Annotated in this window: 23 protein-coding genes; 7 read left to right on the forward strand and 16 right to left on the reverse strand. The window is 68.3% G+C overall.

The window, feature by feature from the left end; all coding sequences use genetic code 11:
* Positions 1–2: 2 nt before the first annotated feature.
* From B0F77_RS32530 to B0F77_RS32545, 4 genes are read left to right on the forward strand one after another with little or no spacing between them, the layout of a single operon-like run.
* Positions 3–200 (forward strand): hypothetical protein, encoded by a 198-nt coding sequence (locus tag B0F77_RS32530; protein WP_143467004.1) that lies wholly within the window; start codon positions 3–5, stop codon positions 198–200.
* Between the two features lie 60 nt (positions 201–260).
* Positions 261–1,448, forward strand: a complete 1,188-nt coding sequence (locus B0F77_RS32535) for an ABC transporter substrate-binding protein (RefSeq protein ID WP_086666893.1) — start codon at positions 261–263, stop codon at positions 1,446–1,448.
* The gene (locus B0F77_RS32540) at positions 1,445–2,323 is read left to right on the forward strand and encodes a carbohydrate ABC transporter permease (RefSeq protein WP_086666851.1); all 879 of its coding nucleotides are present in this window, start codon (positions 1,445–1,447) and stop codon (positions 2,321–2,323) included. The genes B0F77_RS32535 and B0F77_RS32540 overlap by 4 nt, the downstream gene beginning before the upstream one ends.
* Positions 2,320–3,132, forward strand: coding sequence for a carbohydrate ABC transporter permease (locus B0F77_RS32545; RefSeq protein ID WP_086666852.1), 813 nt, complete (start codon positions 2,320–2,322; stop codon positions 3,130–3,132). Before B0F77_RS32540 ends, B0F77_RS32545 begins: the two co-directional genes overlap by 4 nt.
* Here B0F77_RS32545 and B0F77_RS32550 read toward each other — a convergent pair.
* From B0F77_RS32550 to B0F77_RS32565, 4 genes are all read right to left on the reverse strand, one after another.
* A complete protein-coding gene (locus B0F77_RS32550; protein WP_086666853.1) occupies positions 3,122–3,877 on the reverse strand; it encodes a class I SAM-dependent methyltransferase in 756 nt (251 codons plus the stop codon). The genes B0F77_RS32545 and B0F77_RS32550 overlap by 11 nt on opposite strands.
* Before the next feature lie 86 nt (positions 3,878–3,963).
* Positions 3,964–5,868, reverse strand: a complete 1,905-nt coding sequence (locus tag B0F77_RS32555; protein ID WP_281252568.1) for a glycosyltransferase — start codon at positions 5,866–5,868, stop codon at positions 3,964–3,966.
* A 173-nt stretch (positions 5,869–6,041) separates the two neighbouring features.
* The gene (gene glf, locus B0F77_RS32560) at positions 6,042–7,226 is read right to left on the reverse strand and encodes a UDP-galactopyranose mutase (protein ID WP_086666854.1); all 1,185 of its coding nucleotides are present in this window, start codon (positions 7,224–7,226) and stop codon (positions 6,042–6,044) included.
* 68 nt (positions 7,227–7,294) lie between these two features.
* Complete coding sequence (locus B0F77_RS32565; RefSeq protein ID WP_086666855.1) at positions 7,295–8,182, reverse strand: LLM class flavin-dependent oxidoreductase; 888 nt, start codon at positions 8,180–8,182, stop codon at positions 7,295–7,297.
* A 58-nt stretch (positions 8,183–8,240) separates the two neighbouring features.
* Between B0F77_RS32565 and B0F77_RS32570 the strand changes: the two genes are divergently transcribed.
* Positions 8,241–9,032, forward strand: coding sequence for an HAD family hydrolase (locus B0F77_RS32570; RefSeq protein WP_086666856.1), 792 nt, complete (start codon positions 8,241–8,243; stop codon positions 9,030–9,032).
* On the opposite strand, the gene B0F77_RS32575 is transcribed toward B0F77_RS32570, so the two are convergent.
* The 12 genes from B0F77_RS32575 to B0F77_RS32630 all read right to left on the reverse strand — a co-directional run bounded on the left by B0F77_RS32575 (position 9,029) and on the right by B0F77_RS32630 (position 23,427).
* A complete protein-coding gene (locus tag B0F77_RS32575) occupies positions 9,029–9,748 on the reverse strand; it encodes a DapH/DapD/GlmU-related protein (RefSeq protein ID WP_086666857.1) in 720 nt (239 codons plus the stop codon). The genes B0F77_RS32570 and B0F77_RS32575 overlap by 4 nt on opposite strands.
* Positions 9,749–9,802: 54 nt before the next feature.
* Positions 9,803–11,218, reverse strand: coding sequence for an LGFP repeat-containing protein (locus B0F77_RS32580; RefSeq protein WP_086666858.1), 1,416 nt, complete (start codon positions 11,216–11,218; stop codon positions 9,803–9,805).
* Between the two features lie 105 nt (positions 11,219–11,323).
* Positions 11,324–12,730, reverse strand: a complete 1,407-nt coding sequence (locus tag B0F77_RS32585) for an LGFP repeat-containing protein (protein WP_086666859.1) — start codon at positions 12,728–12,730, stop codon at positions 11,324–11,326.
* A gap of 97 nt (positions 12,731–12,827) precedes the next feature.
* Positions 12,828–14,276 (reverse strand): LGFP repeat-containing protein, encoded by a 1,449-nt coding sequence (locus tag B0F77_RS32590; RefSeq protein WP_143467005.1) that lies wholly within the window; start codon positions 14,274–14,276, stop codon positions 12,828–12,830.
* A gap of 38 nt (positions 14,277–14,314) precedes the next feature.
* Complete coding sequence (locus B0F77_RS32595; RefSeq protein ID WP_158102881.1) at positions 14,315–15,865, reverse strand: LGFP repeat-containing protein; 1,551 nt, start codon at positions 15,863–15,865, stop codon at positions 14,315–14,317.
* 92 nt (positions 15,866–15,957) lie between these two features.
* On the reverse strand, positions 15,958–17,514 hold the full coding sequence (locus B0F77_RS32600) for an LGFP repeat-containing protein (RefSeq protein ID WP_086666862.1): 1,557 nt from the start codon (positions 17,512–17,514) through the stop codon (positions 15,958–15,960).
* Positions 17,515–17,739: 225 nt separating this feature from the next.
* On the reverse strand, positions 17,740–18,747 hold the full coding sequence (locus B0F77_RS32605; protein ID WP_086666863.1) for a lysylphosphatidylglycerol synthase transmembrane domain-containing protein: 1,008 nt from the start codon (positions 18,745–18,747) through the stop codon (positions 17,740–17,742).
* A gap of 43 nt (positions 18,748–18,790) precedes the next feature.
* Complete coding sequence (locus B0F77_RS32610; RefSeq protein ID WP_245848939.1) at positions 18,791–20,020, reverse strand: acyl-CoA reductase; 1,230 nt, start codon at positions 20,018–20,020, stop codon at positions 18,791–18,793.
* Entirely contained in the window at positions 20,017–21,084 is a 1,068-nt protein-coding gene (locus tag B0F77_RS32615; RefSeq protein WP_086666865.1) for a LuxE/PaaK family acyltransferase, read from the reverse strand. The genes B0F77_RS32610 and B0F77_RS32615 overlap by 4 nt, the downstream gene beginning before the upstream one ends.
* Positions 21,081–22,466, reverse strand: coding sequence for an AMP-binding protein (locus B0F77_RS32620; RefSeq protein ID WP_086666866.1), 1,386 nt, complete (start codon positions 22,464–22,466; stop codon positions 21,081–21,083). The genes B0F77_RS32615 and B0F77_RS32620 overlap by 4 nt, the downstream gene beginning before the upstream one ends.
* The gene (locus B0F77_RS32625) at positions 22,463–23,194 is read right to left on the reverse strand and encodes an SDR family NAD(P)-dependent oxidoreductase (protein WP_086666867.1); all 732 of its coding nucleotides are present in this window, start codon (positions 23,192–23,194) and stop codon (positions 22,463–22,465) included. Before B0F77_RS32625 ends, B0F77_RS32620 begins: the two co-directional genes overlap by 4 nt.
* Entirely contained in the window at positions 23,191–23,427 is a 237-nt protein-coding gene (locus B0F77_RS32630; RefSeq protein WP_086666868.1) for an acyl carrier protein, read from the reverse strand. The genes B0F77_RS32625 and B0F77_RS32630 overlap by 4 nt, the downstream gene beginning before the upstream one ends.
* 259 nt (positions 23,428–23,686) lie before the next feature.
* On the opposite strand from B0F77_RS32630, the gene B0F77_RS32635 reads away from it, so the two are divergent.
* Positions 23,687–24,784 carry a DegT/DnrJ/EryC1/StrS family aminotransferase gene (locus B0F77_RS32635; RefSeq protein ID WP_086666869.1) on the forward strand — a complete coding sequence of 366 codons (1,098 nt, stop codon included), beginning with the start codon at positions 23,687–23,689 and terminating at the stop codon, positions 24,782–24,784.
* A complete protein-coding gene (locus B0F77_RS32640) occupies positions 24,781–25,758 on the forward strand; it encodes a Gfo/Idh/MocA family protein (protein ID WP_086666870.1) in 978 nt (325 codons plus the stop codon). The genes B0F77_RS32635 and B0F77_RS32640 overlap by 4 nt, the downstream gene beginning before the upstream one ends.
* The last annotated feature ends 61 nt before the right edge of the window (positions 25,759–25,819 follow it).

A 25,819-nucleotide genomic window follows, 5' to 3' on the forward strand; every position in this document is an offset into this window, starting at 1 on the left:
TCATGAACAAACATCTCGTGCTCTTCATGGCCGGCAACCCGAACGCGATCACGCTCGCCGTCGAGCCGGAGGTCGCAGAGGACCTCGGCGACCGGCTCGTCCAGATCGTGCGAAACGGCCACACGCAAACGATTGCGGGCACTCAAGGTCAACAGTATGCAGTGAACTTCTCGCACGTTGTGATCGCTTACTTCGAGTAAGGGGAGTAAACGTGAGGGGTGATCTCTCGACGCAGACTGCTCAGCGCCGGCGCCGCGACCATGCTTCTCGCGGCGTGCGGCTCGAACACCGGTCGTGGGGGCGACGGTCAGGCCCTGCGGCAGTGGTACCACGCTTACGGCGAGCCCGGTGTGCAGCAAGCCGTGGAACGTTATGCGAAGGCGTACGGCAAGGTCCCCGTGGACGTGCAGTGGAACCCCGGCGACTACGACTCCAAGCTCGCGACGAGCCTGCTGTCCGACGGCGGACCGGACGTCTTCGAGTCCACCCTGCAGATCAGCTCCGTCCGGGCGAATCAACTCGTGCCGCTCGACGACGTCTTCGGCGACTCCAAGAGCGACTTCACCGCCTCGATTCTCGCCGGGCACACCGCTGACGGGAAGATCTACGGGGTGCCGCAGGCGGTGGACATGCAGATGCTGTTCTACCGCAAGAGTTTCTTCGCCCAGGCAGGCGTCCAGCCACCGTCCACTGTGGATGAGCTGATCGACGCGGCCAAGCGGCTCACGACGGGCGGGGTGAAGGGTCTCTTCGCGGGCAACGACGGCGGTGGGGGTGTGCTGGGCGGCCCGGCGCTGTGGTCGGCGGGGCTCGACTACGTGCGGGACCACCAGGTCGGGTTCGACGATCCCGTTGCGGCACAGGCGATCGGCAAGCTGCGTGAGCTGTATTCCAGCGGTGCGCTGCTGCTCGGCGCGGTGAAGGACTGGGCGGAGCCGGACGCGTTCACGCAGGGGCTGGTCGCCATGCAGTGGACCGGGTTGTGGGCGGTGCCCGCGGTGCAGAAGGCGCTCGGGGACGACTTCGGGGTGCTGCCGTTCCCGAAGCTCAACGCGAACGGCAAAACCAGCGTGCCGGTCGGGGCGTTCGGCGCGATGATCAACGCCAGGTCGAAGCGGATCGACGAGGCCAAGGAGTTCGTCAAGTGGTTGTGGATCGAGAAGACTGACTACCAGGAGGACTTCAACCTCAGCTACGGGTTCCACATCCCGCCGCGCAGGTCGCTGGCCGAGAAGGCGACGAAGCTGACCTCCGGCGCCGGTGCCGAGGCGGTGAAGTTCGTGCGGGACAACGCGAAGGCGTCGAACCCGCCGGACTGGACGTCGGTGATGCGGACGGCGTTCAACGACGCCGTGTCCCGGGTCGTGCGGGACGGCGCCAAGGCCGACGACGAGCTCAGGACCGCGGCGGCCAAGGTGAAGGACGAGTTGAAGCGCCTGTACGGATGAAACACGGCCGGGCCTTCTGGCTGTTCGTCGGACCGTTCGCCGTTGGGCTGCTCGTGTTCGTGTACGTGCCGATCGGGTGGAGCCTGTTGCTGTCGTTCTTCGACGCGCGCAACACGGTGACACCGATGACGTTCGTCGGGCTGGGCAACTACGCGGACATGCTGACGGACGGGCCGTTTCTCCAGTCGTTGGGGACGTTCAGCGTGTTCGCGGCGTTCATCGTGCCGCTGACGTTCATGCTGGCGCTGGCGCTCGCGTTGCTGGTCAACCAGATCAGCTTCATGCAGGCGTTCTTCCGATCGGTGTTCTTCCTGCCGACGGCCTGCTCGTACGTGGTGGCGTCGCTGGTGTGGAAGCTGTCGATCTTCAACGGCGTGCGCTTCGGGCTCGCGAACACGGTGCTGGGCTGGTTCGGCGCGGAACCGGTCGCGTGGACCGTGTCGACGTCACCGCCCTGGTACTGGCTCGTGCTCGTGACGCTGCGGCTCTGGTTGCAGCTCGGGTTCTACATGATCCTGTTCATCGCCGGGCTGCAACGGATTCCGCAGCATCTCTACGAAGCCGCGTGGATCGACGGTGCTTCTCGCGGCTGGCAGACGTTGCGGTACATCACGCTCCCGCAGCTGCGCACGACGTCGGTGGCCGTGCTGCTGTTGCTGCTCGTCGCGGCGTACCAAGCGTTCGACGAGTTCTACAACGTGCTGGGCACTGATCGCGGGTACCCACCGTTCGCGCGACCACCGTTGATCTATCTCTACTACACGGCGCTGGGTTCCGGCGGGCAGGACTTCGGGCACGGCAGCGCGGGCGCGATGATCCTGACCTTGCTGATCGCCGGCGTGACGTTGTTGCAGGGCAAGGTGATCACGCGATGAAGGTGGCCAGGTACCTGGCGTTGTCGGTCGCCGCGGTGTTGTTCCTGATCCCGTTCTACCTAGTGCTGCGCAACGGGTTGGCGAGCGAGCAGGAGATCACTTCGCCGGCGTGGACGTTCTGGCCGAGCGAGATCCGCTGGGAGAACTTCACCGAGCTCTTCGCCAACCCCGCGGTGCCGCTGGTGCGCAGCCTGATCAACTCGCTGCTGGTCGCCGTCCTGCAGACGGTGGGACAGCTGGTGTTGTGCGGGCTGGCGGGCTACGGCCTCGCGCGGATCCCCTACCGGTACACGAACGTCGTGCTGTACCTGGTGATCGCGACGCTGATGATCCCGGCGGCCGTCACGTTCGTGCCGACGTTCGTGGTCGTCTCCACCCTCGGCTGGATCTCCGACCTGCGCGGGCTGGTGATCCCCGGGCTGTTCAGCGGGTTCACCACGTTCCTGTTCCGGCAGTACTTCCTGAACTTCCCCAGGGAGATCGAGGAGGCCGCCCGGATGGACGGCCTCGGCCACTGGGGCACGTACTGGCGGGTCGTGGTGCCGAACTCGAAGGGGTTCTTCGCCGCGCTGGGCGTGATCGCCTTCATCACCAGCTGGAACCAGTTTCTCTGGCCGCTGGTGATCGCGCAGGACCAGGACTCGTGGACGGTGCAGGTCGCACTGTCCACGTTCCTCACCGCTCAGTCGATCGAGGTCGAGCAGCTGTTCCTGGCCGCCGCCGTGTCCATCACCCCGCTGGTGATCGTGTTCGTCGCGCTGCAACGGTTCCTGGTGCGCGGAGTGACGGAGACCGGGATCAAGGGCTAGGAGTCCTGGTCACCAGCAGGAAGATGCTGGGTCCGAACCGGCACCGGGCGAGTGCGGGTTGCGCCGCCCGTTCGACGCGCAGCAGAACGCGGTGCGGCACGACCCGCTTCAGCGCGCCCGACCGCAGGTTCGACACGGACAGGCTGCGCACGACGCGCAGTCCGGCGTCGGAGAGCTGCCTGGTCACGGTGTCGAGGTTGTGGTTGACGAACGGGATCTCGTCGTCGTGGCGGTTCTCCGGCGACCGGATGTCCACCGGTTCGGTCGGCACGCCCCGGCCGAGGTGGCGCAGCCGGTTGCGGGCGTGGCCGAGGTTCGCGACCTCGATGACGGCGAGACCGACCGGGTCCAGCACCCTGGCGATCTCGGCCAGCTCGGCGGTCGGGTCGGGCAGGTGGTGCATGACCCGGACCATCGTGACCAGGTCGATCGAGCCCGTCGCGAACGGCAGTGCCGCCGCCTGCGCCTGGATCCGTTCGACTCCCTCGCCGAGGTACTTCGCCGCCTTGTCCAACTGGACCTTGCTCGGCTCGGCCAGCGTGACGTGGTCCGCGTACTGCGGCAGCAGCGCGGTGATCCGGCCGTAGCCGCCTCCCACATCGACCGCGTGCGCGAAGTGCCGGCCGCTCAGCAACCGGTCGATCGCGATGCGCTCAGCCTCGTGCTCGTAGTCGCGGCCCTTCCAGTAGCCCAGGTAGTCGTGGGCGGGTCCGTCGTAGAAATCAGCTCGCCTGATGTCCCCCATGCAGCCAAGACGCACCGGCACGGGACGTGGTTGCCACGAAAAAGGCCCCCAAAAAGTTTTGGGGGCCTTCTCCTGGATCACGAAGCTCAGCTGTTGGCTTCGAACACCTTGCGCCACGACTCGACCGAGGTCAGCTCGGGCAGCGCGTCGCGGTACACCTTCTGCATCCGCGGCCACTCCGAGGACAGTCGGCGGTAGTTGCGGACCGCGCGCCTCATCAGCTGGCGGAACTCCTTCGGGTCGCGCTTGCGGAACGCGACACCGCTGCCGTCCGCGTTGGACACCGTCGCGCTGTCGAGGTTGCCCAGCAGGAACCAGCGGGCGTTGGACGCCGGCACGTTGATCTGCGGACGCTGGGTCGTGGCCGCCTGCGGCTCACGCAGGTTGTGCATGAGCGCCTTGGCGGCCTCGGACGCGATGGTCACCGGGTTGGTCGGCGGGGTCAGCATCTGCTCCGCGCGCACCATGTCGAACGTGGGCGGCGGGAACTCCCGCGCCGACGGAAGCACCTGGGCGTCCGCGTAGTTCTTGCGCAGCTCGCGGATCTCCGGCAGGGCCGTGCGCAGCGAGTCGAACAGCTTCGACGGGCCGGCCAGGAAGTCCTCGATCGCCTTCTGCTGCACGACCACCGTCGAGTACTCCATCGACAGCAGGTGCCGCAGCGACAGCTTCAGACCCTGCTTGAGCAGCGTCGACCGGACGTCGTACGGGCTGTGCAGCGCGGCCAGGATCAGCCGGTTGCGGGTGTGGAAGTACGCCTGCCAGTCGGTGGCGTCGTTCTTGTCCGTCCACGGCATGTGCCACACGGCCGAACCCGGCAGCGAGACCGTCGGGTAGCCCTTCTCCAGGGCGCGCAGCGAGTACTCCGCGTCGTCCCACTTGATGAAGAGCGGCAGCGGGTAACCGGTGCGCTGCACGACCTCGCGCGGGAACAGGCACATCCACCAGCCGTTGTAGGTGGCGTCGATGCGGGCGTGCAGTTCCTCGGTCTCGCGCAGCGACTCGGCACCGAAGTCGTGGTCGGTGAGCGCGCCCGGCGCGGCCCGCCAGTAGCAGGTGCCCAGGTCGACGACCTCGCCCATGCTGTGCAGCCGGGCGCGGGCCTGGAGGTTCAGCATGTGCGAACCGACGATGACCGGCTGGGCGGCGGCGCGCGCGAACGCGTTCGAGCGCAGGACGGCGTCCGGCTCCAGGCGGATGTCGTCGTCCATCAGCATGATCTGGTCGGCGTCGGTGTGCTCGATCGCCTCGTACAGACCGCGGGTGAAGCCGCCGGAGCCACCGAGGTTGTCCTGCTCGATGATCTCCAGCTTGTCGCCGAGGGCCTTGACGGCCTCGTCGTAGCCGGGGGTGTTGCGGACCTTGACCGAACCCTGGTCCGCGACGAAGACCTTCTTCAGCACGGAGAAGACGGCCGGGTCCTCGCCGAGGGCGCGCAGTGCGATGACCGCGTCGACCGGGCGCATGGTGGTCATGCCGATGGCGACCGTCTGCGCGGGCAGCGGCTGGTCCGTGGTCCAGGCGGCCTCGTCGATCTCCATGGTCGTGTCGTCGGTGAAGACGTCGAACCAGATCCAGCCGCCGTCCTCGAACGGCTTGAGCGAGACCGGCACCTCGACCTGGATCCACGCCTTCGGGCTGCGGATGACCTGGCCGTCCAGGTGGACCATGTCGCCGTTCGCCTTGGAGCGGTAGACGTCGATGCGACCGGCACCGCGCACCGTCATGCGCAGGACGACGTCCTCGACGACGGTCCAGCGCTTCCAGTAGCTCGCCGGGAACGCGTTGAAGTACGACGAGAAGGACACCTTGGCCGAGGTCGGCACCGTCACCGCGCGCCGGCCCGACACGTGGCTGTGCACGTTCTCCGGCTCGTCGAGGTAGAGAGGCCGCACGTCCAGCGGGTCCTCGTCCCGCGGCATGATCACCCGCTGCAGGACCTGGGTCGGGCTGATCTTGGTGGCGCTTGCGGCCTTGGCCTGCTCGGTCACGTGCTTCCTCCGACGAACCGAACTCACTCGGTTCGGGTCAGCTTCATGGATGGCTTCCGCCACAGAAAGTTTGCGGTGGCGCGGCGCGTCAGGCGCCAATAGTACTCACTGTCCAAAGACGATCGCCCGGCCGCACAGGTTGTACGGCCGGGCGAAATGCGTCTAGAACACCATCAGTCGAGGTCGCCGTTGATCGGCGCGCCCTCGGTGAGGTGCGGGGCGATCTTGTTGTCGAACGCGCTGAGCGCCGCGCCGATCGCCATGTGCATGTCGAGGTACTTGTAAGTGCCCAGACGGCCGCCGAACAGCACGTTCTTCTCCGCGGCCTCCTTCTTGGCCAGCTCGCGGTAGCGCTCGAGCTTCTCGCGGTCCTCGGCGGTGTTGATCGGGTAGTACGGCTCGTCGTCCTTCTCCGCGGCACGGGAGAACTCGCGGACGATGACCGTCTTGTCCTTCGGGTAGTCCCGCTCCGGGTGGAAGTGGCGGAACTCGTGGATGCGGGTGAAGGGGACGTCCGCGTCGTTGTAGTTCATGACCGGCGTGCCCTGGAAGTCACCGGTGGCCACGACCTCCTGCTCGAAGTCGAGCGTGCGCCAGCCCAGCCAGCCCTCGGAGTAGTCGAAGTAGCGGTCGACCGGACCGGTGTAGACGATCGGCGTGCCCGCCGGGATCTCGTCCTTCACGTCGAAGAAGTCCGTGTCGAGGCGAACCTCGATGTTCTCGTGCTCCGCCATCTTCTCGAGCCACGCGGTGTAGCCGTTGACCGGCAGACCCTCGTAGGTGTCGTTGAAGTAGCGGTTGTCGAAGTTGTAGCGGACCGGGAGGCGGCTGATGACCGCGGCCGGCAGCTCCTTCGGGTCGGTCTGCCACTGCTTGGCGGTGTAGTCGCGGATGAACGCCTCGTAGAGGGGGCGCCCGACCAGCGAGATCGCCTTCTCCTCGAGGTTCGACGCGTCCTTGGTGTCGATCTCGGACGCCTGCTCGGCGACCCACGCGCGGGCCTCGTCCGGGCTCAGGTACCGGCCGACGAACTGGGTGATCAGGCCCAGGCCCATCGGGAACTGGTACGCCGTGCCCTTGTGCATCGCGAACACGCGGTGCTGGTAGCCGGTGAACTCGGTGAACTGGTTGCAGTAGTCCCAGACCCTCTTGTTCGAGGTGTGGAAGAGGTGCGCACCGTAGCGGTGCACCTCGATTCCTGTCTCGGGCTCAGCTTCCGAGTAGGCGTTACCGCCGATGTGCGCACGACGCTCCAGCACCAGCACCCGCTTGTTCAGCTGGGACGCGGCGCGCTCGGCGACCGTGAGACCGAAGAATCCGGATCCGACGACAATCAGGTCATAACCTGCGAAGCTCACGGCAAGCGAGGATACCTGGCTACTCTGCGCAGCCTTGAGGCCCCCTCAAGCGACGTTTTAGCTGATCATCAGGGCTTTTTCGTGATCAATTCCGGTAGCACGTCCTCGGCGACCTGTTCGAGGACCGACTCGCGCCCCATGTAGACGCCGTCGTGCCGGGGCCAGTGCGACACGGCGTCGGTGAAGCCCAGCTCACGCGCGCGGCCCACGACGTCGCGGAAGCACTCGACGCTCGACAGCGAGTACACCGGTGCGGAGTCCAGGTTGAGGTACCGGTCGGCGGTGTGCCGCATCCTGCTGATCTCGTGCAGCTTCTCGTCGAACCGCTCGGCCATCTCCGCCACTCCGCGCCACCACTGCTCGACGTCGTCGGTGGCCGGGCCCGTGGTCACCCAGCCGGTGCCGTAACGCGCGGCGATCGACATCGCGTTCGGCCCGTTCGCGGCCACCACGAACGGCAGCCGCGGGCGCTGGACGCAGCCGGGGGCGCTGCGCGCGTCGACGGCGCTGAAGTAGCTGCCGGCGTAGGTCGTGCGGTCCTGGACCAGCAGCGAGTCGAGCAGCTCGACGAACTCGCCGAAGCGCTTGGTGCGTTCCGCCGGCATCAACGGCTGCGAACCCATGACCGTGGTGTCGTACCCGGCCCCACCCGCGCCGAGGCCGACGGTGAGCCGTCCGTCGGACAGGTCGTCGATGGTCATCAGCTCGCGGGCGAACGGCACTGGGTGACGGAAGTTCGGCGACGCGACGAACGTGCCGAGCCGGATGCGCGACGTCACCAGGGCGGCCGCGGTCAGGGTCGGCACAGCACCGAACCACGGGCCGTCCACGAGGGTCCGCCAGCCGAGGTGGTCGTAGGTCCACGCGTGGTGGAAGCCCATCTCCTCGACCGCACGCCACTTGTGTTCAGCGACCCACCAGCGGTGTTCGGGCAAGATGACGATGCCGATACGCACGACGGAACAGTATCCACACGTCCGTATTACGGCGAAGCGGCAAGGCAGGATGGTTGTCGTGGAGAAGCCCCTGTTGATCGCATCGGACGTTGACGGAACTCTGCTCGGCCTCGACGAACGCGTGAGCGCGCGCACTGCGGCCGTGGTCGGCCGCGTACTGGCCACGGACACGCCGTTCGTGCTGGTCACCGGCCGTCCGCCGAGGTGGATTCCGGTGGTCGCGACGCAGGCGGGGCTCTCCGGGTACGCCGTGTGCGCGAACGGGGCCGTGCTCTACGACATCGCGGCCGACGAGGTCGTGTGGCGGCGCGATCTCGGCCCGGTCGAACTGCACGACATCGCGCACGCCCTGGGCGAGGCGATCCCGGACGTGACCTTCGCCACCGAACGGGTCGGCGACGGGCCGACGTTCGTCGCCGAGCACGACTACCTGCACGCCTGGGCGGAGAATGCCGGCCGCTACTCGCGGGCCGAGGTGTTCGGTTTTCCGGCGGTGAAACTGCTGGCCAGACAAGCGGACATGACCAGCTCGGAGATGGCGGAGGCCGCCGTGGACGTGCTCGGCGCCGAGGTCACCGTCACCTTCTCGACGAACTCCGGGCTGATCGAGATCTCCCGCGCCGACGTGACCAAGGCCACTGGCCTGGCCGACGTGGCCGAGCGGTTCGGGATCGAGGCGACCGGCGTGATCGCGTTCGGCGACATGCCCAACGACGTGCCGATGCTGGGATGGGCCGGGCACGGGGTCGCGATGGGCAACGCGCACCAGGCCGCGCTGGACGCCGCCGACGAGGTGACGGCGTCCCACGAGGAAGACGGTGTGGCGCAGGTGCTGGAGCGCTGGTTCTAGCGTTGCTCGGAGAACGTCTGGGCGAGGGGCCGGGCCGGCTCGACGGAGTTCCACCAGGCGAAGGCCTCGGTGAGCGACTCCGGGATCTCGCTCGGCACCCGCAGTTCGGCGTAGGCGGCGTCGAGCAGGCGCACGACGTCCTCGGGGACGCCCGAGCGGGTCATGCCCACCGCGTTCACGCCGTGCAGCTTGGCCGGGCTGCCGTACGCCTTGGCGAACGGCGGCACGTCCCTGGTCACCGCGCTGCCCATGCCGACCATCGCACCGGGGCCGATGATGCGGCGCTGGTGCACGACGGCGTTCATGCCGACGTTGACCCGGTCGCCGACCTGGATGTGGCCGCCGAGGCTGGTGCCGGCGGACAACGTCACCGCGTCGCCGACCTGGCAGTCGTGGGCCACGTAGACGCGGTTGAGCAGCCAGCAGTCGGCACCGATCCTGGTCGGGCGGTAGCTGCCCTGGTGGATCGTGCTGAGCTCGCGGATCACCGTGCGCGGGCCGATCTCGACGCCGATGTGCGCGAGCTCGCCGTCCCACGCCCTGTTGTGGGGCTCGCTGCTGATCTCCGGCGGGGTGCCGATGACGCAGCCGGGGCCGATCCACACGTCGTCACCGATGCGCACGGGGCCGAGCACGACCGCGTTCGGGCCGATGGTGACCCGCTCACCGAGCTCGACGCCTTCGCCGACGAGGGCGCTGGGGTGGACCTTGCTCACGATGCTCCTCAGGACGTTGGGGACGCCCCGGAGTCTACGTAGCGGCAGCGAAGATCATCCTCGACGGGCGATGGCGACCCTCGTGCCCTGGCGGCGGACCTCCTCCGCCGTCATCTGCCCGCCGTAGCGACACTCGGCGATGTTGTAGTCGCACACGATCCAGCCGTGCTCGAAGCCCTGCACCACCACGCCGGGTTCGGTCGTCTGCTGGTCCAGCCGAGACATGCCGAGCGGGCTGCTCGTACCGCCGGAGGTCCACCAGGTGTCGCGGACCTCCCAACCGATCGTCCTGCCGACGCCGCTGTTCACGAAGATCGACGCCTTCTCGAACTGCACGAAGCCGTCCTCGCCGTACTGCGTCCCGTGGACGTACTGCGGAAGGCCGTACACCGCGACGTCACCACCAGCGCGCAACTTCCGCAGGGCTTCGTCCCGGACGGCGTGGCCACCGGTGCGCGGACCCCAGAGCAGCACCGTGCGATCGCCGAACAGCACGTACTGGCCGTCGGTGCCGGGAGCCGGGGTCTGGTTCGAGGTCGGCCAGCCGAACCCCTGGCCGTATTGGCTGCGCCGGCTCTCTTCGAACGTGTCGCGGACCTGGCCACTCATCCAGAAGATGCCGGCGTCGCCCTTGTACAGCGACGCGTTGACGAACGTCGTGAAGTGGAGACTCCAGCCCTCAGCCGTCGTATCGGTCTTGGGGTAGCCGAACGGACCCGAGGGACCGCCGTGTGCCTGGTACGCGGCGGTCGCGTCCCAGCTCAGCTCGTGCGCTCCGGTCGCGGCGGACCAGTAGATCGCCTGCGGTGAGCCGAACTCGGCCTTCCACCCGTTGCCGGGCTGTTCGACCTGGTCCGAGGTGAGCCAGTCGTTCAAGCCGTTGGGCGCACCGGTGTCCCGGTACTTGTCACGCAACGCGCCGCTGATCCAGAACGGCGTGGGCTCGCCCAGCTTGTGGAAGAAGCTCACGGCCTCGCTGAACCGCTGCTCGGTCCCGCTGCCGTTCCCCACGTCCAGAAGGCCACTGGCGGGCCAGCCGAACCGGCCCGTGACGCTGCCGTTCGCCCAGTACTTGTCCCGCGCGGCGCCACCGATCGCGTGCGCGCCGTACGCGTCGGAGTAGTAGACGGAGTAACCCGTGTCGTAGGCCGTGGCCGCACCCGCCTGAGAACCGCGGTTCACCGACACCTGGTCCATGATCGCGGCCGCCGTCGCCGGGCTGGTGCCGAGCCACAACCGTGAGATCGCACCGGACATCCAGTGCGCACCGGCGGCTTCGCGCCAGGTGATCACGATGTCGTACTTGGAGAACTTCGCCCAGCGAATGCCGTTGTCGAGCACGACCTCGTCGCCGACCTTGTCACCGGCGAACGACGCGCCACCCAGCGCGAGCCACTTCGCGCGGACCGGCGAGGTTTCCCATTCACCGGCCGCGTTCGCGGTGCCGGTCACGACGCTGGTCGCCGCCACGAGGGCAGCGACCAGCGCAATGCAACGTCTTACCAACAACTTCGACCCCCAGGAGCGCAACTCAGTTGCGCGGACAATACGTGGTCACCTGGGAAAAATCGCCCCTCAATTCGTTCCGTAGTAGCACGAACCGATTTTGTAATCGCACTGGATCCAGCCGTTGTCGAACTTCTGCCGCTTCACGTTGTTCCCGACCAAGCCGGCGTCTTCGGTTGCCATTCCGAGCGGGCTCTGCATGCCGCCGGTCTGCCACCAGAGGTCGCGGAACTCCCAGCCGATCCTCACGTACCGGGTAGCGCCTTTGAAGATCGAGACGTGCTCGAACTGCTGGAACTCGTACTCGCCCACGGTCGTCCGGTCGTTCTGCGGCAGTCCCCAGACCGCGACGTCGCCGCCGCCGCGCAGCGACTCCAGGAAGTCGAACTTGACGGCGTGCCCACCGGTGCGCGGGCCCCAGAGGATCACCTTGTCCTGCAGGTGCGCCGAGTTGAACAGCACGTACTGACCGTCGGTGCCGGGAGCAGGGGTCTGGTCCGACATCGGCCAGTTCAGGTCCCCCTCGTCGGCGCCGTAGCGGCGGTAGGTCTCGCGGACTCCGCCACTCATCCAGAACGGGCGATCCGTTCCGTAGCGGTGCCGGTGGTAGATCGTCGTGTCGTTGACGAAGTCGGTGCTGATCCCGTAGCGCAGCGACGTCGTGTCCGATGCCGGGTAGCCGAAGGGACCGGTGGGGCCGCCGTGCTGTTCGTACTTGTCCGCGATCGTGGAGCCGACCCAGTGTGCTCCCGCCTCAGGCGACCAGAAGATCGTGGTCCCGGCGTCGAGCCACACCTTCCACCCGTTCCCCGGCGCAGCGACCTGGTCGGCCGAGACCCAGCGCAGCTGACCTGCGGGTCCGCCCTGCTCCAGATACTTGTCCCGAAGCGCACCGCTGATCCAGAACGGCTGCGGCGCACCCGGTTCGTGGAACAGGCTCACGGCCTCGCTGAACCGCTGCTCGATGCCGCCCTCGACGGCGAGCGGGCCGCTGACCGGCCAGCCGAACCTGCCGGTGACGCTGCCGTTCGCCCAGTACTTGTCCCGCTCCGCGCCGGAGATCGGGAACGCCCCGAAGGCGTCGGAGTAGTAGACGGAGTAGCCGGTGTCGTAGGCGATCGCCGCACCCGCCTGCGAACCGCGGCTGACCGGCACCTGGTCCATCGCCGCCGCCGCCACGGCCGGACTGGTGCCGAGCCACAACCGCGAGACGGCGCCGGACATCCAGTGCGCGCCGGCACCCTCGCGCCAGGTGATCACGATGTCGTACTTGGAGAACTTCGCCCAGCGGATGCCGTTGTCCTGGACGACCTCGTCGCCCACCTTCTCGCCGGCGAACGACGCACCGCCGAGCGCTTGCCACTTCGCGTGGACCGGCGAGTCCTCCCAGCCCGCGGGCGCTGCGTGCGCGGTGCTGAACGTGACGGTCGACGCCACGAGAGCGGCGACCAGAGCAGCAGAACGTCTTGCGACCATGTTCTCAGACCCCCTCTTCAGACAACCCTGGAGAACACGCGAAAGGGCCGGCACCGGTTGCCCCGGTGCCGGCCCTCGTTTCCGCCGATCCGTCAGCTCACCTGCGCGGGCCGGACGTGGTCGTGTGGAACTGCGTCTGCGGCTGCGCCTTCGATCCGGTGACCGAGTAGACGCACTGACCGCCGTTGTAGTCGCAGGTGATCCAGCCGTTCGTGAACTGCTGGTGGAACACCTTGGGCTGCACCTCCAGCGCGTCCGACGCGACCAGGCCGAGCGGGCTCTCGGTGCCGCCCGTCTGCCACCAGATGTCGCGGAAGTCCCAGCCCAGGGTGTGGGTCGCGGTCCCCATCGGGAAGATCGACGCGAACTCGAACTGCTGGAACGTGAACGTCGGCTGGATCCACTCGCCGGTCTGCGGCAGGCCGTAGACCGCGACGTCACCGCCGCCCCGCAGCTCCTCCAGGATCTGGCCGCGCACGAGGTGGCCGCCGGTGCGCGGGCCCCACAGGATCACCTTGTCCCGCGCGTCGCCGAACAGCACGTACACGCCGTCCGTGCCCGGTGCGGGGGTCTGGCTCGACCTCGGCCAGCCGAGCGGACCGGCGAGGCCGCCCTGCATGCCGTACTCGTCGCGCACCCGGCCGCTGATCCAGAACGCGCCGTCGTCGGCGGGACCGAGGTAAACCGTCGTCTTGTTGACGAAGTCCGTGGTGAACCCACCGTCGTGCGCCGTGGTGTCCGTAGCCGGGTAGCCGAACTGGCCACCGGGGCCACCGTTGGACTCGAGTGCGTTGCTCGCCTCGTAGTCGAGCAGGCGCGCTCCCGTCTGCGTCGACCAGTAGATCGCGCCCCTGTTCATCCTGATCGACCAGCCGTTGCCCGCCCGCTGCAGCTGGTCGCCGGCGGGCCAGTTCCGGCGGCCGGCGGCGAGCTCTTCGCGGAACCTGTCCCGCAGCGCACCGCTGATCCAGACCGCCGACCGTTCGGGTTCGCGGTAGGTGCTCACGGCCTCGCTGAACCGCTGCTCCCAGCCCAAACGCTCCCCCACGGGGAGCAGATCACTGGTGGGCCAGCCGAACTTGCCGGTGGGGCCGCCGTTCCCGAGGTACGTGTACCTCTCCGTGCCGTGCACCCAGAACGCGCCGTAGGCGTCGGAGTAGAAGACCGAGGATCCGTACTCGAAGTCGACGCTCGCACCCGCCTGAGCACCGCGGTTCACCTGGACCTGGTCTGTGACCGCGACCGGCCCGGAGCCGCTGCCGAAGAACCACCTCCGGGAGATCGCACCGGAGAACCAGTGCGCGCCGGCGCTCTCCCGCCAGGTGATCACGATGTCGTACTTCGAGAACTTCGCCCAGCGCTTGCCGTCGCGCTCGACGACCTCGTCACCCACCTTGTCGCCGGCGAACGCGGCGCCACCGAGCGCCTGCCACTTCGCGTAGACGGGCGACTTCTCCCACTCGTCCGCCGCGTGAGCGGTGCCGAACGGGAGGGCGGCCGCGGCCAGCAGAGCCGCGACCACCACCAAAGAACTTCTGACCGACATGTCTTCCGTACCCCCCAGGGAACGACGGATCTTCCAGATCACTTGCGCGGACGTGCCGCGGTCACGCGGAACTTCGTGGCCTCCGCCTTCTCCCGCGTCGCCGCCGCCGGCGAGCGGTCGCTCGCGATGGAGTAACCGCACTCACCAACGCTGTAGTCGCACCACATCAGGCCCTTGTCGAAGTCCTGCACCAGGAAGTCGGGGGACCCGAGCTGGTGGACGTCCCCGCGCGGAATGCCGAGCGGGCCGTCCACGCCACCGAGCTGCCACCAGAACGCGCGGAAGTCGCCGGCGAGCGTCGGGACGTGGTTGTCACTGCGCAGGAACACGGTGGCCTTCTCGAACTGCTGGAACTCCGCCGTGGTCCCGATGGCCATCTGGCCGTACTGCGGGAGTCCGTACACCGCGACGTCACCGCCGGCGCGCAGCTTCTGCAGGATCAGGCCGCCGACGACGTGGGCGCCGGTGCGCGGACCCCACAGGATGACCTTGTCGAGGCTCTCGCGGAACAGCACGTACTGGCCGTCCGTGCCGGGCGCGGGCGTCTGGTCCGACTTCGGCCAGCCCAGCGGACCGGCGGTGCCGCCGTTCACGTTGTACTCGTCGCGGACCCGGCCGCCCATCCAGAAGGCGTTGCCGTCCGGGGTGACGTACACCGTCTTGCCGGTGGCGAAGTCCGTGGTCTGGCCGCCGGCGACGTCCGCGGTGTCGCTGCTCGGGTAGCCGAAGTGGCTGACGACGCCACCGGCGCGGTTGAGCTTCTCGACGGTCTTCGGGCTGATGGCGTGCGCGCCGGTGCCCGCCGACCAGTAGATGCCGCCCTTGGCCGTCTGAGCGGCCCACCCGTTGTCGTGCTGGACGGACTGGTCGTAGGAGAGCCAGCCGAAGCCGTTCGGGCCGCCCTTCTCGAGGTACTTGTCGCGCAGCGCACCGCTGATCCAGTACGCCTCCGACACGCTCGGCACCTGCTGGAACAGGCTCACGGCCTCGCTGAACCGCTGCTCGACGCCGCCGTTGTCCGCCATCGCGATCTGGTCGCTGATCGGCCAGCCGAACAGACCGGTGACGCTGCCGGTGGCCCAGTACTTCTCCCGCTGCTTGCCGGAGAGCGCGAACGCGCCGTAGGCGTCGGAGTAGTAGACGGAATAGCCGGTGTCGTAAGCGATCGCCGCACCCGCCTGCGAGCCGCGGTTCACCGGCACCTGGTCCATCGTCGCGGCCGACTTGACGATCGCGTCACCGGGCTGCCAATGCCGCGAGATCGCACCGGACATCCAGTGCGCCCCCAGGCCTTCCTTCCAGGTGATCACGATGTCGAACTTCGAGAACCTGGCCCAGCGGATGCCGTTGGACAGGTTGATCTCGTCGCCCACCTTGTCGCCGGCGAAGGAAGCGCCGCCCAGCGCCTGCCACTTCGCGTAGATCGGCGAGTCCTCCCAGCGGCCGGCCGGCAGCTGCACGACCTCGTCGTCCGCGGCCTGGTGGACGGGAACAGGAGCGGCGCTCGCGGTACCGAGCGTGATCGGCAGGAGCGCGGCGGTCGACGCCGCGAGGGCGGCGACCAGCGCAACAGAACGTCGAACGGACATGCTTGGAAACCCCCGTGGTGAAGCTGCGAACATGCGAACGGGCTGGCGTCCGAGTGCGGACGCCAGCCCCTTCAGCCTTCAGAACTGCGAGATCACTTGCGCGGAGCCGACTTGGCCACGCCGAGCTTCGTGCCCTCCGTGCGCGCCTGCTCCAGCGTCACCTTCGGCTGCGAAGACGCGGCCTGGAGCTGCGACGAGGTCCAGTAGTCGTAGTAGCACTGGTTCTCGTTGTAGTCGCAGAGCAGGTAGCCACCGTCGAAGAGCTGCACCAAGGTGTTCGGCTCCGAGCCGAACTGCACGTCACCCGTGGCCATGCCGAGGCGGCCCGAGTAGCCACCGAGCTGCCACCAGCCGGCGCGGAAGTCCCAGCCGATGGTGATCGTCTTGCGGCCGTTGCCGTCGAAGATCGACGCCCTCGTGAACTGCTGGAAGTTGTACGGGCCGACCGGCCCCACGCCGGTCTGCGGCAGGCCGTAGTCGCGGACGTCGCCGTCAGCGCGCAGCTTGGCGAGGTACTGGTCCTCGACCACGTGCGCACCGGTGCTCGCGCCCCACAGGATGACCTTGCTCGGGCCGAACAGGACGTACAGACCGTTGGCGCCGGTGGTGGCGAACTGGTCCGAGGTCGGGAAGCCGAGGCGACCCGTGGGACCACCCATGTTCGTCAGGTGGTCGCGCAGCGCACCGCTGAGCCAGTGCGCGCCGGTCGTCGGCGAGTGGTAGATCGACACCGAGTTGGCGAACGTGGCGAACGTGCCGTTGCCGACGGCCTGGGTGTCCGAGTTCGGGTAGCCGGCGTGACCACCGGGGCCGCCCTGCTCGTAGTACTTGGCCGCGACCTCGCCGGTCAGGCGACGAGCACCGGTGCCGGCGCTCCAGTAGATCGTGCCGTTGGTGGCGCCGGCGTTCCAGCCGTTGTTGGCGTCGGCGGCCTGGTCACGCAACAGCCAACCCGGCGCACCGGCCGGACCGCCGTCGGCGATGTACTTGTCACGCAGCGCGCCACTGATCCAGAACGGCTCGCCGTCGGGCTTCTTGTACAGGCTGACCATCTGGCTGAAGCTCTGCGTGGTGCCACCGCCGAGGTGCGGGACCTCGTCGCTGATCAGCCAGCCGAACCCGCCGGTGATGCTGCCGTTGGCCCAGAACTTGGCCCGGTTGCTGCCGCTAATGGCGAACGCGCCGTACGCGTCCGAGTAGTAGACCGAGTTGCCGTTGTCGAACGCGGACGCGACCCCGAGCTGGGAACCGCGGTTGATCTGCACCTGGTCCATGATGGCGACGGTCTTCGTGACGCCGTTGCTGTCCAGCCACAGCTGCCACTTCGCGGCCACGGCACCGGAGAACCAGAACGCGCCGACGCCGTCCTTCCAGGTGATGACGACGTTCTTGGAGAACTTGGCGTAGTGGATGCCGTCCTCCTGGACGACCTCGTCCCCGACCTTGTCACCGGCGAACGAGGCGCCACCGAGCGCCACCCACTTCTTGTAGACCGGCGAGTCCTCCCACACACCGGCCTGCGCCCTCACGACGGGAGCCTGCTGCTGCACCACGGGTGCGGCAGAGGCTGCCGTGGAAGTGACGATGGGCAAAAGTCCCGCCGTCGCGGCCGCAATGGCAGCGACGAGCGAGACAGCACGACGAGACATGCTGCTGCTCCCCCAGGATTGTGTACGTCTGTCAACGAAACCCGAAGGCCCCACCAGAGGGTTCCGTCAGCAGGAAACGACGCCAGTCTGCCCGAAGAATGGCGTTCTGGCGAGAAAAATCTGAAGATGCTTCAAACACATCCGGCGGACAGTTTCGTGTGTAACGAAACTGTCCGCCGGACCGATGGAATGATTCTTTGAAGAAAAACGATCAGTCTTGAATGGTTACTGGGCCGCTGCGGCGGCCGCGGCGATCCGCGCCTCCGCCTGACGCTTGCGGTACGTCGCGATGGCGGCGGCCGCACCCGCGGTCACGACGTCGGCGATGATGAACATCAGGCGCGAGGCGACCGCGAAGGCCAGGGCCTGCACCGGGTCGATGCCACTGGCGGCGAGCACCGCGACGATGACGCCCTCACGCACGCCCGCACCGGACGGCAGGAAGAACGCGAACAGGCCGGCGGTCAGGCTGATCGCCATGGCGCCGATGCACAGGATCAGGCCGTTCACGCCGGGCGCGCCGACGGAGTTCGCCAGCAGCCACATGTGGGCGCCGAACGCCGCGTAGCCGAGCATGGAGAAGCCGAGGACCTTGCCGATCGTGCCCCAGCGCAGCTGGTGGTCGAGCGGCGGGCGGCGCAGCGTCTTGAGCACCAGCGAGGTGCCCCACGTCAGGATCTTCGGGTGCAGCGCGATCAGGCCGATCGGCAGCAGCGCGAACAGCCAGACCGCCTGCGGGGTCTCCTTGAAGATCACCGGCAGCGCCATGATGCCGAGCAGCAGCGACGCGACGGTGGCGATGCCGAGCTGGATCAGCGAGCCGGTGAAGATGCGGGCACGCGGGAGGCCTGCCTTGCGGCCCAGCTCCATCTGCAGAAGGTAGGCCCACACCGAGCCGGGCACGTACTTGCCGAGGCCGCCGACCAGGCAGATCATGCCGCCGCGGAACACGCCGATCGGCTTGCCCAGGTCGTCGATGATCGTCTGCCACGCGATGGTGTTGAACCCGATGGCCGCCATGACCGCGATCTGGCTGAGCAGGCTCGACTGCCACGCGACCGCCGAGATCGTGTGCCACACGTCGTTCCACTTGGTGATCAACGCGTAGGCGGTGAACCCGATGACCAGGACCACCATGAGCCGACGACCCCACTGGATGATCTTGCCCTTGGTCGTCTTAGTGCTCTCTGGCGGAACCTCGGCGATGTCCGCCTCTGCCTCGACAGTGGTCATCTTGTGGTCTCCGGTGGAGTGTGGTGGTTGCGGCGGCATCGAATCAGACGGTGACCGTCGTGATGCGGCTGAACTCGGACAGCAGATCGTAGCCGTCCCAAACAGCCGCGAAACTGAGGGCCGACCCGAACGGCACGACGCGGTCGATGCCCCGGCCGGCGAGCCGACGGGTGAAGGTCAGCACCTCGTCCCGGTCGAAGCCGAACACGCTGAGCGTCTGGTCCTTGCGTTGCACGATCCGGCCGAACTCGGCCAGGTCGGCGAGGGTCGTCTGCGGGAACGTACCGACGCCGAGCCATTCGCGCGGGACCTCGTCCGGCGCGGTCAGTTCGATCGTCGCCACCGCGTTGCCGTCGAAACGGATCTCCGTGGCGTGCCCTTCGGCCGCGACGCCGTACGCCGAAACGCGCTTCTGCACCGCCATGGCGGGCTCGACCACGAACTGCTTGCTCGCCACGACCTCGGCGAGCAGCGTGCGGAACTCGTCGCGGGCCGGCTTGGCGCGCTCGGCGTCGCCGACCCAGAACAGGGTGCGCGGCGACGAGCAGGCGGCCTGGTCGAACCAGTAGGAGTCGTTGTAGAACCCGATGGCCGCGTCCCTGCGCTGCTCGGGCGTCGCGGCCTCCCAGCCGGCGACCGAGACGGCGGCGAACGACGCTCGGTCCGGGAACGTGAGGTCGCGGGCGTGCGGGGCCAGCGCGGACTTGCGCACCTCGGCCACCGATCGGTCGCCACCCCAGATGACCCGCAGGTCACAGGCAGCGGACAGGGCGGAGGTGACGGCCTCGTCGCGACCATAGGTGATCATGCGCTGGGTCTGCGCGATGGCCGGGTGGGCCTCCGCGAGCGAGGAGTTCAGCGCCTCGATCACGGCCTGCGCGGCACCGGCGGAACGCGGCGAGATCCGCACGACGTTCGGGTTGCCGGCGAGCGCGGACAGCGCCCACGAGTACACGAAGATCGTGTCCACGTTGGCCGGTGGCACGTGGAAGACGAGTCCGCGCGGGAACCTCAGCCGGTCGCCGGTGGTCTCCAGGCCGGCCAGCGCCTTCGCGATCTCGCCCTTGCGCAGGAAGAAGCCCAGCGACGCGAGTTCCGGGTAGCGCCGCGCGGTGGCAGGCGCGAGGAGCTTGCGCGCGAACTTCACCAGGAACTGGACGACGCGCTCGTCGCCCACGGACAGATAGCCGCCTTCGGGCTCCGCCGTGATCTCGGCGAGCAGGGCGTCGACCTCGACGGCCGGGCCTGCCGGGAAACGCTGCTCAACACTCACGCCGGGCTCCCGCTGAACGTGTCGGAACATCCGCGCGCCTCGGCGCGGGGAAGACGGCCGAGCACCGAGAAGCGCTTGCCGGGCCAGTCGCCGTCGTCGACGCCGTGCACGACACCGAGGTCCTCGGTGAGCAGGACGTGGCCGGGGTAGGACCGCGGCACCGTGCTCACCACCTCGATGACGCCCGGCACGCCGACGGGTTGCTCGCGCCACGTCTCCGGGTCACGGATGACGACGTCCGCGAAGTCGGGGCAGTACAGCGAGTTGCCGCTCGGGCCCTCGAGGAAGACGGTGCCGAGCTGCTCGACCATGCCGTAGTAGTTGTGGATCCGGGTCAGGCCCGTGTCCTGCGCGAACGCGCGGCGGAACTCCGCGTTGTCGACGGCGCGGTCGATCAGCTTCTTCCAGCCACCGGAGTGGATGAGGATGCCGTTCGACAAGTCCAGCTTGTGCTCGCGCGCGACCTCGTAGAGGTACTGCCACACCATGAAGGTGAAGCCGAAGATGAGGAACGGCTCGTTGCCGTGGTTCGCGAGGAAACCCTTGATGGCCTCGACGTCCGGGCGGTCGTTCTCGTCCAGCGCGTAGACGTGCTTGCGGCCGAAGTTCGCCATGCCGAGCACGCCGGCACCGCGCGCCGAGAACGAGCGGCGGTTCTTGATGATGCCGATGGTGTCGACCATCAGCATCGGCAGGCGCTGGTCGCCGAGCACGGTGCGCAGCGTCTTGCCGAGGTAGCGCGGCTGGTCGGCCGCCGCCTGCTTGTCCAGATAGATCCGGGACACCTCGGCGCCGGTGGTGCCGGACGAGGTGAGCACCTTGAAGACCTCGTCGTCCGGCACGCTCTTGAGCACGTGGTGCTTGAACATCCGCACCGGCAGCCACGGCAGCTGCTCGACCGAGTCGAACGAGGTGCCACGGGCGATCCCGAGCGAGCTAAGGATCCGGTCGTACGGCTCGCCGCCGGCGCGGTGGTGCTCGGTCAGTTCGGTGAGCACGGGCAGCAGCGCCGCCTCGCGCTCGGCCTGGCTCAGGCCGAACACGCTCTCGGCAGTGGTGGTCACGCGCGTCCCTCCAGGGAGCGGTAGTCGATCTTGCCGCTGGCCAGCAGCGGAAGTGCGTCGATGTCCCGCACGTCGAATCCGGACACGTGCATGTGCAGCTTCTCGGACAGTGCCTTGGCAGCTGCCTTGCGCGTGTCGGCGGCACAGTTCTCGACCCAGACGACGACCTTGTCGCCGGCCGGCACCGCGGCCGCCGCACCGATGTCCAACCCGGAACCGCGCAGCATTTGTTCCAGGTCGTCGAGGTTGACCCGGTTGCCGAAGACCTTGCCGATCCGCTTCAGCCGGCCGGTGATGAACAGGTAGCCGTCCGCGTCCAGGCGGCCGAGGTCGCCCGTTTCGAGCAGACCGTCGCGAGTGTCTGGTTCGGACAGCTCCTCTTCGGACTCCGCGTAACCCATCATCACGTTCGGGCCGCGGTACAGCACTTCGCCGACGACGTCCGGATCGGAGGTCTCGGAGCCGTCGTCGAGACGGATCGAGAACGCGCCGCCGGGCAACGCGGGACCGGCGCTGCCGATCTTCTCGGCCAGCTTCTCCGCGGGCACGGTGGCCATCCGCGGCGCCGCCTCGGTCTGGCCGTACATGACGAACATACGGCCACCAGCGGCGATCATCTTGTCGTTGAACTCGACGACCAGGTCCTCGCGCAGCTTGCCGCCCGCCTGCGTGATCGTGCGCAGGCTCGGGTACTTGGCCGGGTCGAAGCGCAGCCTTTTGAGCATCTCGTAGTGGTACGGGACGCCGGCCAGCGAGGTGATCTTGTGTTCCTCGACGGCCGTCCAGAACGGACGCCCCATCACACCGGTCGGCTCCACCACGACGGTCGCGCCGCGCAGCAGGTGGCTGTTCAGCACGGACATGCCGTAGCTGTAGTGCAACGGGAGGCTGGTCGGCGCCACCTCGTCGGCGGTGATGCCCAGGACCTCGGCGATCGCCTCGGCGTTGGCCAGCACGGCCTGCCGTGACAGCCGGACGAACTTGGGGTTGCCGGTCGAGCCGCTGGTCGGCAGCAACACGGCGAGGTCGGGGTGCGGCACGACGCCGGTGGCTTCCTCGCGCACCCAGTCCGCGCTGTAACCGGCGGGCGGCTCACCCTCGCCACCGAGCACGGCGGCTGGACGGAAGCGCTCGACCAGGCCGAGGAGAACCTCGCGGTCCTGACCGGCGTCGAGCAGTGCGACGGCCCGGCCGGACTCGAACGCGGCGACGTAGCGCAGCACGCTCGGCACGTCGACGGACGTGCGGGCGAACAGCACACCGGCGGGCAGCGCGGTGAGCTCAGCAGCAATCTTGTCGACGGCAGCGCGGAGCTCGGGTCCGGCGAGCACCTCGCCGGACGTCGCGTCCACGAGGCGTGCGCCGGGGGCCAGCAGGCTCACAGCACGAGCCCCCCGTCGACGCCGAGCACCTGCCCCGTCACGAACGAGGCCTCGTCGCTGACCAGGAACTTGATGACCTTCGCGACCTCGTCGGCGGCACCGAGGCGGCCGAGCGCGGTGTCCTTGCGGACGCGGTCCAGCACCTCTTCGGACTGGCCTGCGGTCAGATCGGTCTCGATCACGCCGGGCGCGACCGCGTTGACGCGGATGCCGTACCGGCCGAGCTCCTTGGCGGAGGACTTCGCGAGCGACGCGACCGCGGCCTTGGTGGCGGCGTACACGGACTGACCCGCGTTGCCGCGTTCACCGACGATCGAGGCGAGCAGCACGATCGAGCCGGTCTTCTTGCGCATCATGGCGCGCGCGGCCGCCTGGACGGACGCGATCGCACCGGTGACGTTCGTGTCGAACATGCGTGCCACGTGGTCGTCGCCGATCATGCCGATCAGCGCGCCCTCCATGACGCCGGCGCTCGCGACCAGCGCGTCGATCCGGCCGTGCTCCTTGGCGATCTGCCGGAACACGTCCTTCACCGCAGTGGTGTCCGTCACATCGAGCGCGAGGCCGCTGACCTGGGGACCCAGCTCGGCGGCGCGCTGCTTGGCGACTGCCTCGTCCCGGCCGGTCAGCACGACCGTCGCCCCGGCTTCGGCCAGCGCGGCGGCGGTGGCGAGACCGATGCCCCTGGTACCACCGGTGACGACTGCGACCTTGCCGGAGAGAGTCACTCCGCGCCCAGGTCCTTGACCATGTCGAGCGCGACCTTGAAGCTGCTCATGTCGATGACCTGCTCGGTCTCGAACTGCACGTCGAACTCGTCCTCGATGGCCGCGACCAGCGCCATGTGGCCGACCGAGTCCCACTCGTCGATGTCGCGGTACTTCAGGTTCTCGACGTCGACGTCCTCACCGAGCGCGAGCGCCTCGACGAACGTGTTCCGCAGCCGATGCTGCAAGTCCATGCTGTGCTCTCCCGTGTTATGGCCTGCGTGACGTGCGGCCGCCCGGACTACGAGGGTAACTGGTCACGCGGGGCCGTCTTGCCGTGGTACGGGGTGAGGCTGGTTACGGCCTTGTACCCCCGCCGTTTCGTCTCCACTAACACAGGTAGCCTGCGACGGTGTTCGCGGCGCTGACGTGCCCGGCAGCCCATGACAATCCGCATTCGCGCAGGCCGGACCGGTCGGAGCGGGAGCGGTCTCCCGAGGGAAGTACGGAGTAATGATCCCAATCACCGTTGTCGACGTGAGCGACGCGGAGCCCTATGTGCTCGAGGTGCTTCGCTCGGGCGTCATCGCTCAGGGTCCGATGGTCAAGCGCTTCGAGGACACCTTCGCCGAGATCGCGGGTGTCGACCACGCCATTGCCGTCAACAACGGCACGACGGCTCTCGTCGCGGCGATCCAGGCGCTGGACCTGCAGCCCGGCGACGAGGTCGTGACCTCGCCGTTCACCTTCATCGCCACGCTCAACGCGATCCTCGAGGCCGGCGCCACCGCCCGGTTCGCGGACATCCGCGAGGACGACTTCTGCGTCGACCCCGAGGCGATGGCGGCCGCGATCACGCCGCGGACCAAGGTCCTCATGCCGGTCCACCTGTACGGCCAGACCGCCGACATGGGCAAGATCGCCCCGCTGGCCGAGGAGCACGGTCTCGCGCTCGTCGAGGACAGCGCGCAGGCGCACGGCGCGAAGTTCGACGGGAAGGGCGCCGGCAGCTTCGGCCTCGGCTGCTTCTCCTTCTACGCGACCAAGAACATCACAACCGGCGAGGGTGGCATCATCACCACCAACGACGCCGAGATCGCCGACAAGCTGCGGGTCATGCGCAACCAGGGCATGCGCGCCCGCTACGAGTACGTGATGGCCGGTCACAACTACCGCCTCACCGACCTCGCGGCCGCCGTCGCGATCCCGCAGCTCGCGAAGATCGACGAGATCACCGCGAAGCGCAAGGCGAACGCCGCCAAGCTCAACGAGGGCCTCGCCGGCATCACCGGCCTGCGCACGCCGTCCGAGCTGCCCGGCCGCTCGCACGTGTGGCACCAGTACACGGTCCTGATCGGCGACGACGCCGCGCTGACCCGTGACGAGTTCGCCGCCAAGCTCACCGAGCGCGGCATCGGCAACGGCATCTACTACCCGAAGCTCGTCACGGACTACGACGCGTACCGCGGTCACAAGCAGGTCGTCATGTCGGAGACCCCGGTGGCGGCGAAGATCGCGCAGCAGTGCTTGTCGATCCCCGTGCACGCCCACCTGACCGACGACCAGCTCGACACGGTCATCGGCACCATCCGGGAGGTGCTGGGCGCATGACCGCGAACCCCCGCATCCTGCTCGTCGGCACCGGCACGATGGGCTCGCTGCACGCCCGCGTGCTCGCCGGTTCCGACCGCTGCGACCTGGTCCGCGTGGCCGAGCCCCGCGAAGAGGCCGGTCGCATGATCGCCGAGCGCTACGACGCGCAGTGGAGCCCCGAGATCGGCGACCTGTCCGACGTGGACGCCGTCGTCATCGCCGCCGCGACCGAGTACCACCACGGTCTCGCGGTCGAGGTCCTGAACCAGGACAAGCCGCTGCTCATCGAGAAGCCGGTCTGCCCCGGCATCGAGGCCTCCGAGGAGGTCGTGGCGCTGTCCGCCCAGCGCGGTGTGCCGCTGATGTGCGGTCTGCTGGAGCGCTACAACCCGGCCGTCCTCACGGCGTTGTCGCTGGTCGACAACCCGGTGCACGTCACGGCGACCCGCCACTCCCCGTACGCGCCGCGCATCCGCACGGGCGTCTCGTGGGACCTGCTGGTGCACGACGTCGACCTGGCGATCCGCGTGTTCGGCGGCCAGGACCCGACGGACGTGCAGGGCACGTTCGGCTACTTCCACCCGACCTCGGTCGAGGGCGCGGAGGACGTGGCAGAGACGGTGCTGGGCTTCGCCAACGGCGGCCTCGCCACCGTGTCCGCGAGCCGCATCGGCCAGCGCAAGGTCCGGTCGCTGACGATCACCGAGGTCGACCGCCTGATCGAGGCCGACCTGCTGCGCCGCGACGTGACGATCTACCGCCACGTCTCGAACGACGCCGCCACGCCGGACGGCCGCGGCTACCGCCAGCAGACGATCATCGAGATCCCCGAGCTGATCTCGGCCCGCGAACCGCTGGCCGCGCAGCTCGACCACTTCCTCGACATCGTCGCGGGCAAGGCCGACGCGGACGCCGAGCGTTCCGCGATCCTGCCCTCGCACCGCGTTGTGGCGAAGGTGTTCGACCAGCGGACTCAGGTCGCCGGCGTCTGATAGAACCAATTGATGGCCGGATCGCGCCGTAACAGCGCGATCCGGCCGTTTTAGTTTCAGG

This window comes from Lentzea kentuckyensis (assembly GCF_002150765.1).
In the GTDB taxonomy this organism is placed as follows: Bacteria; Actinomycetota; Actinomycetes; order Mycobacteriales; family Pseudonocardiaceae; genus Lentzea; species Lentzea kentuckyensis.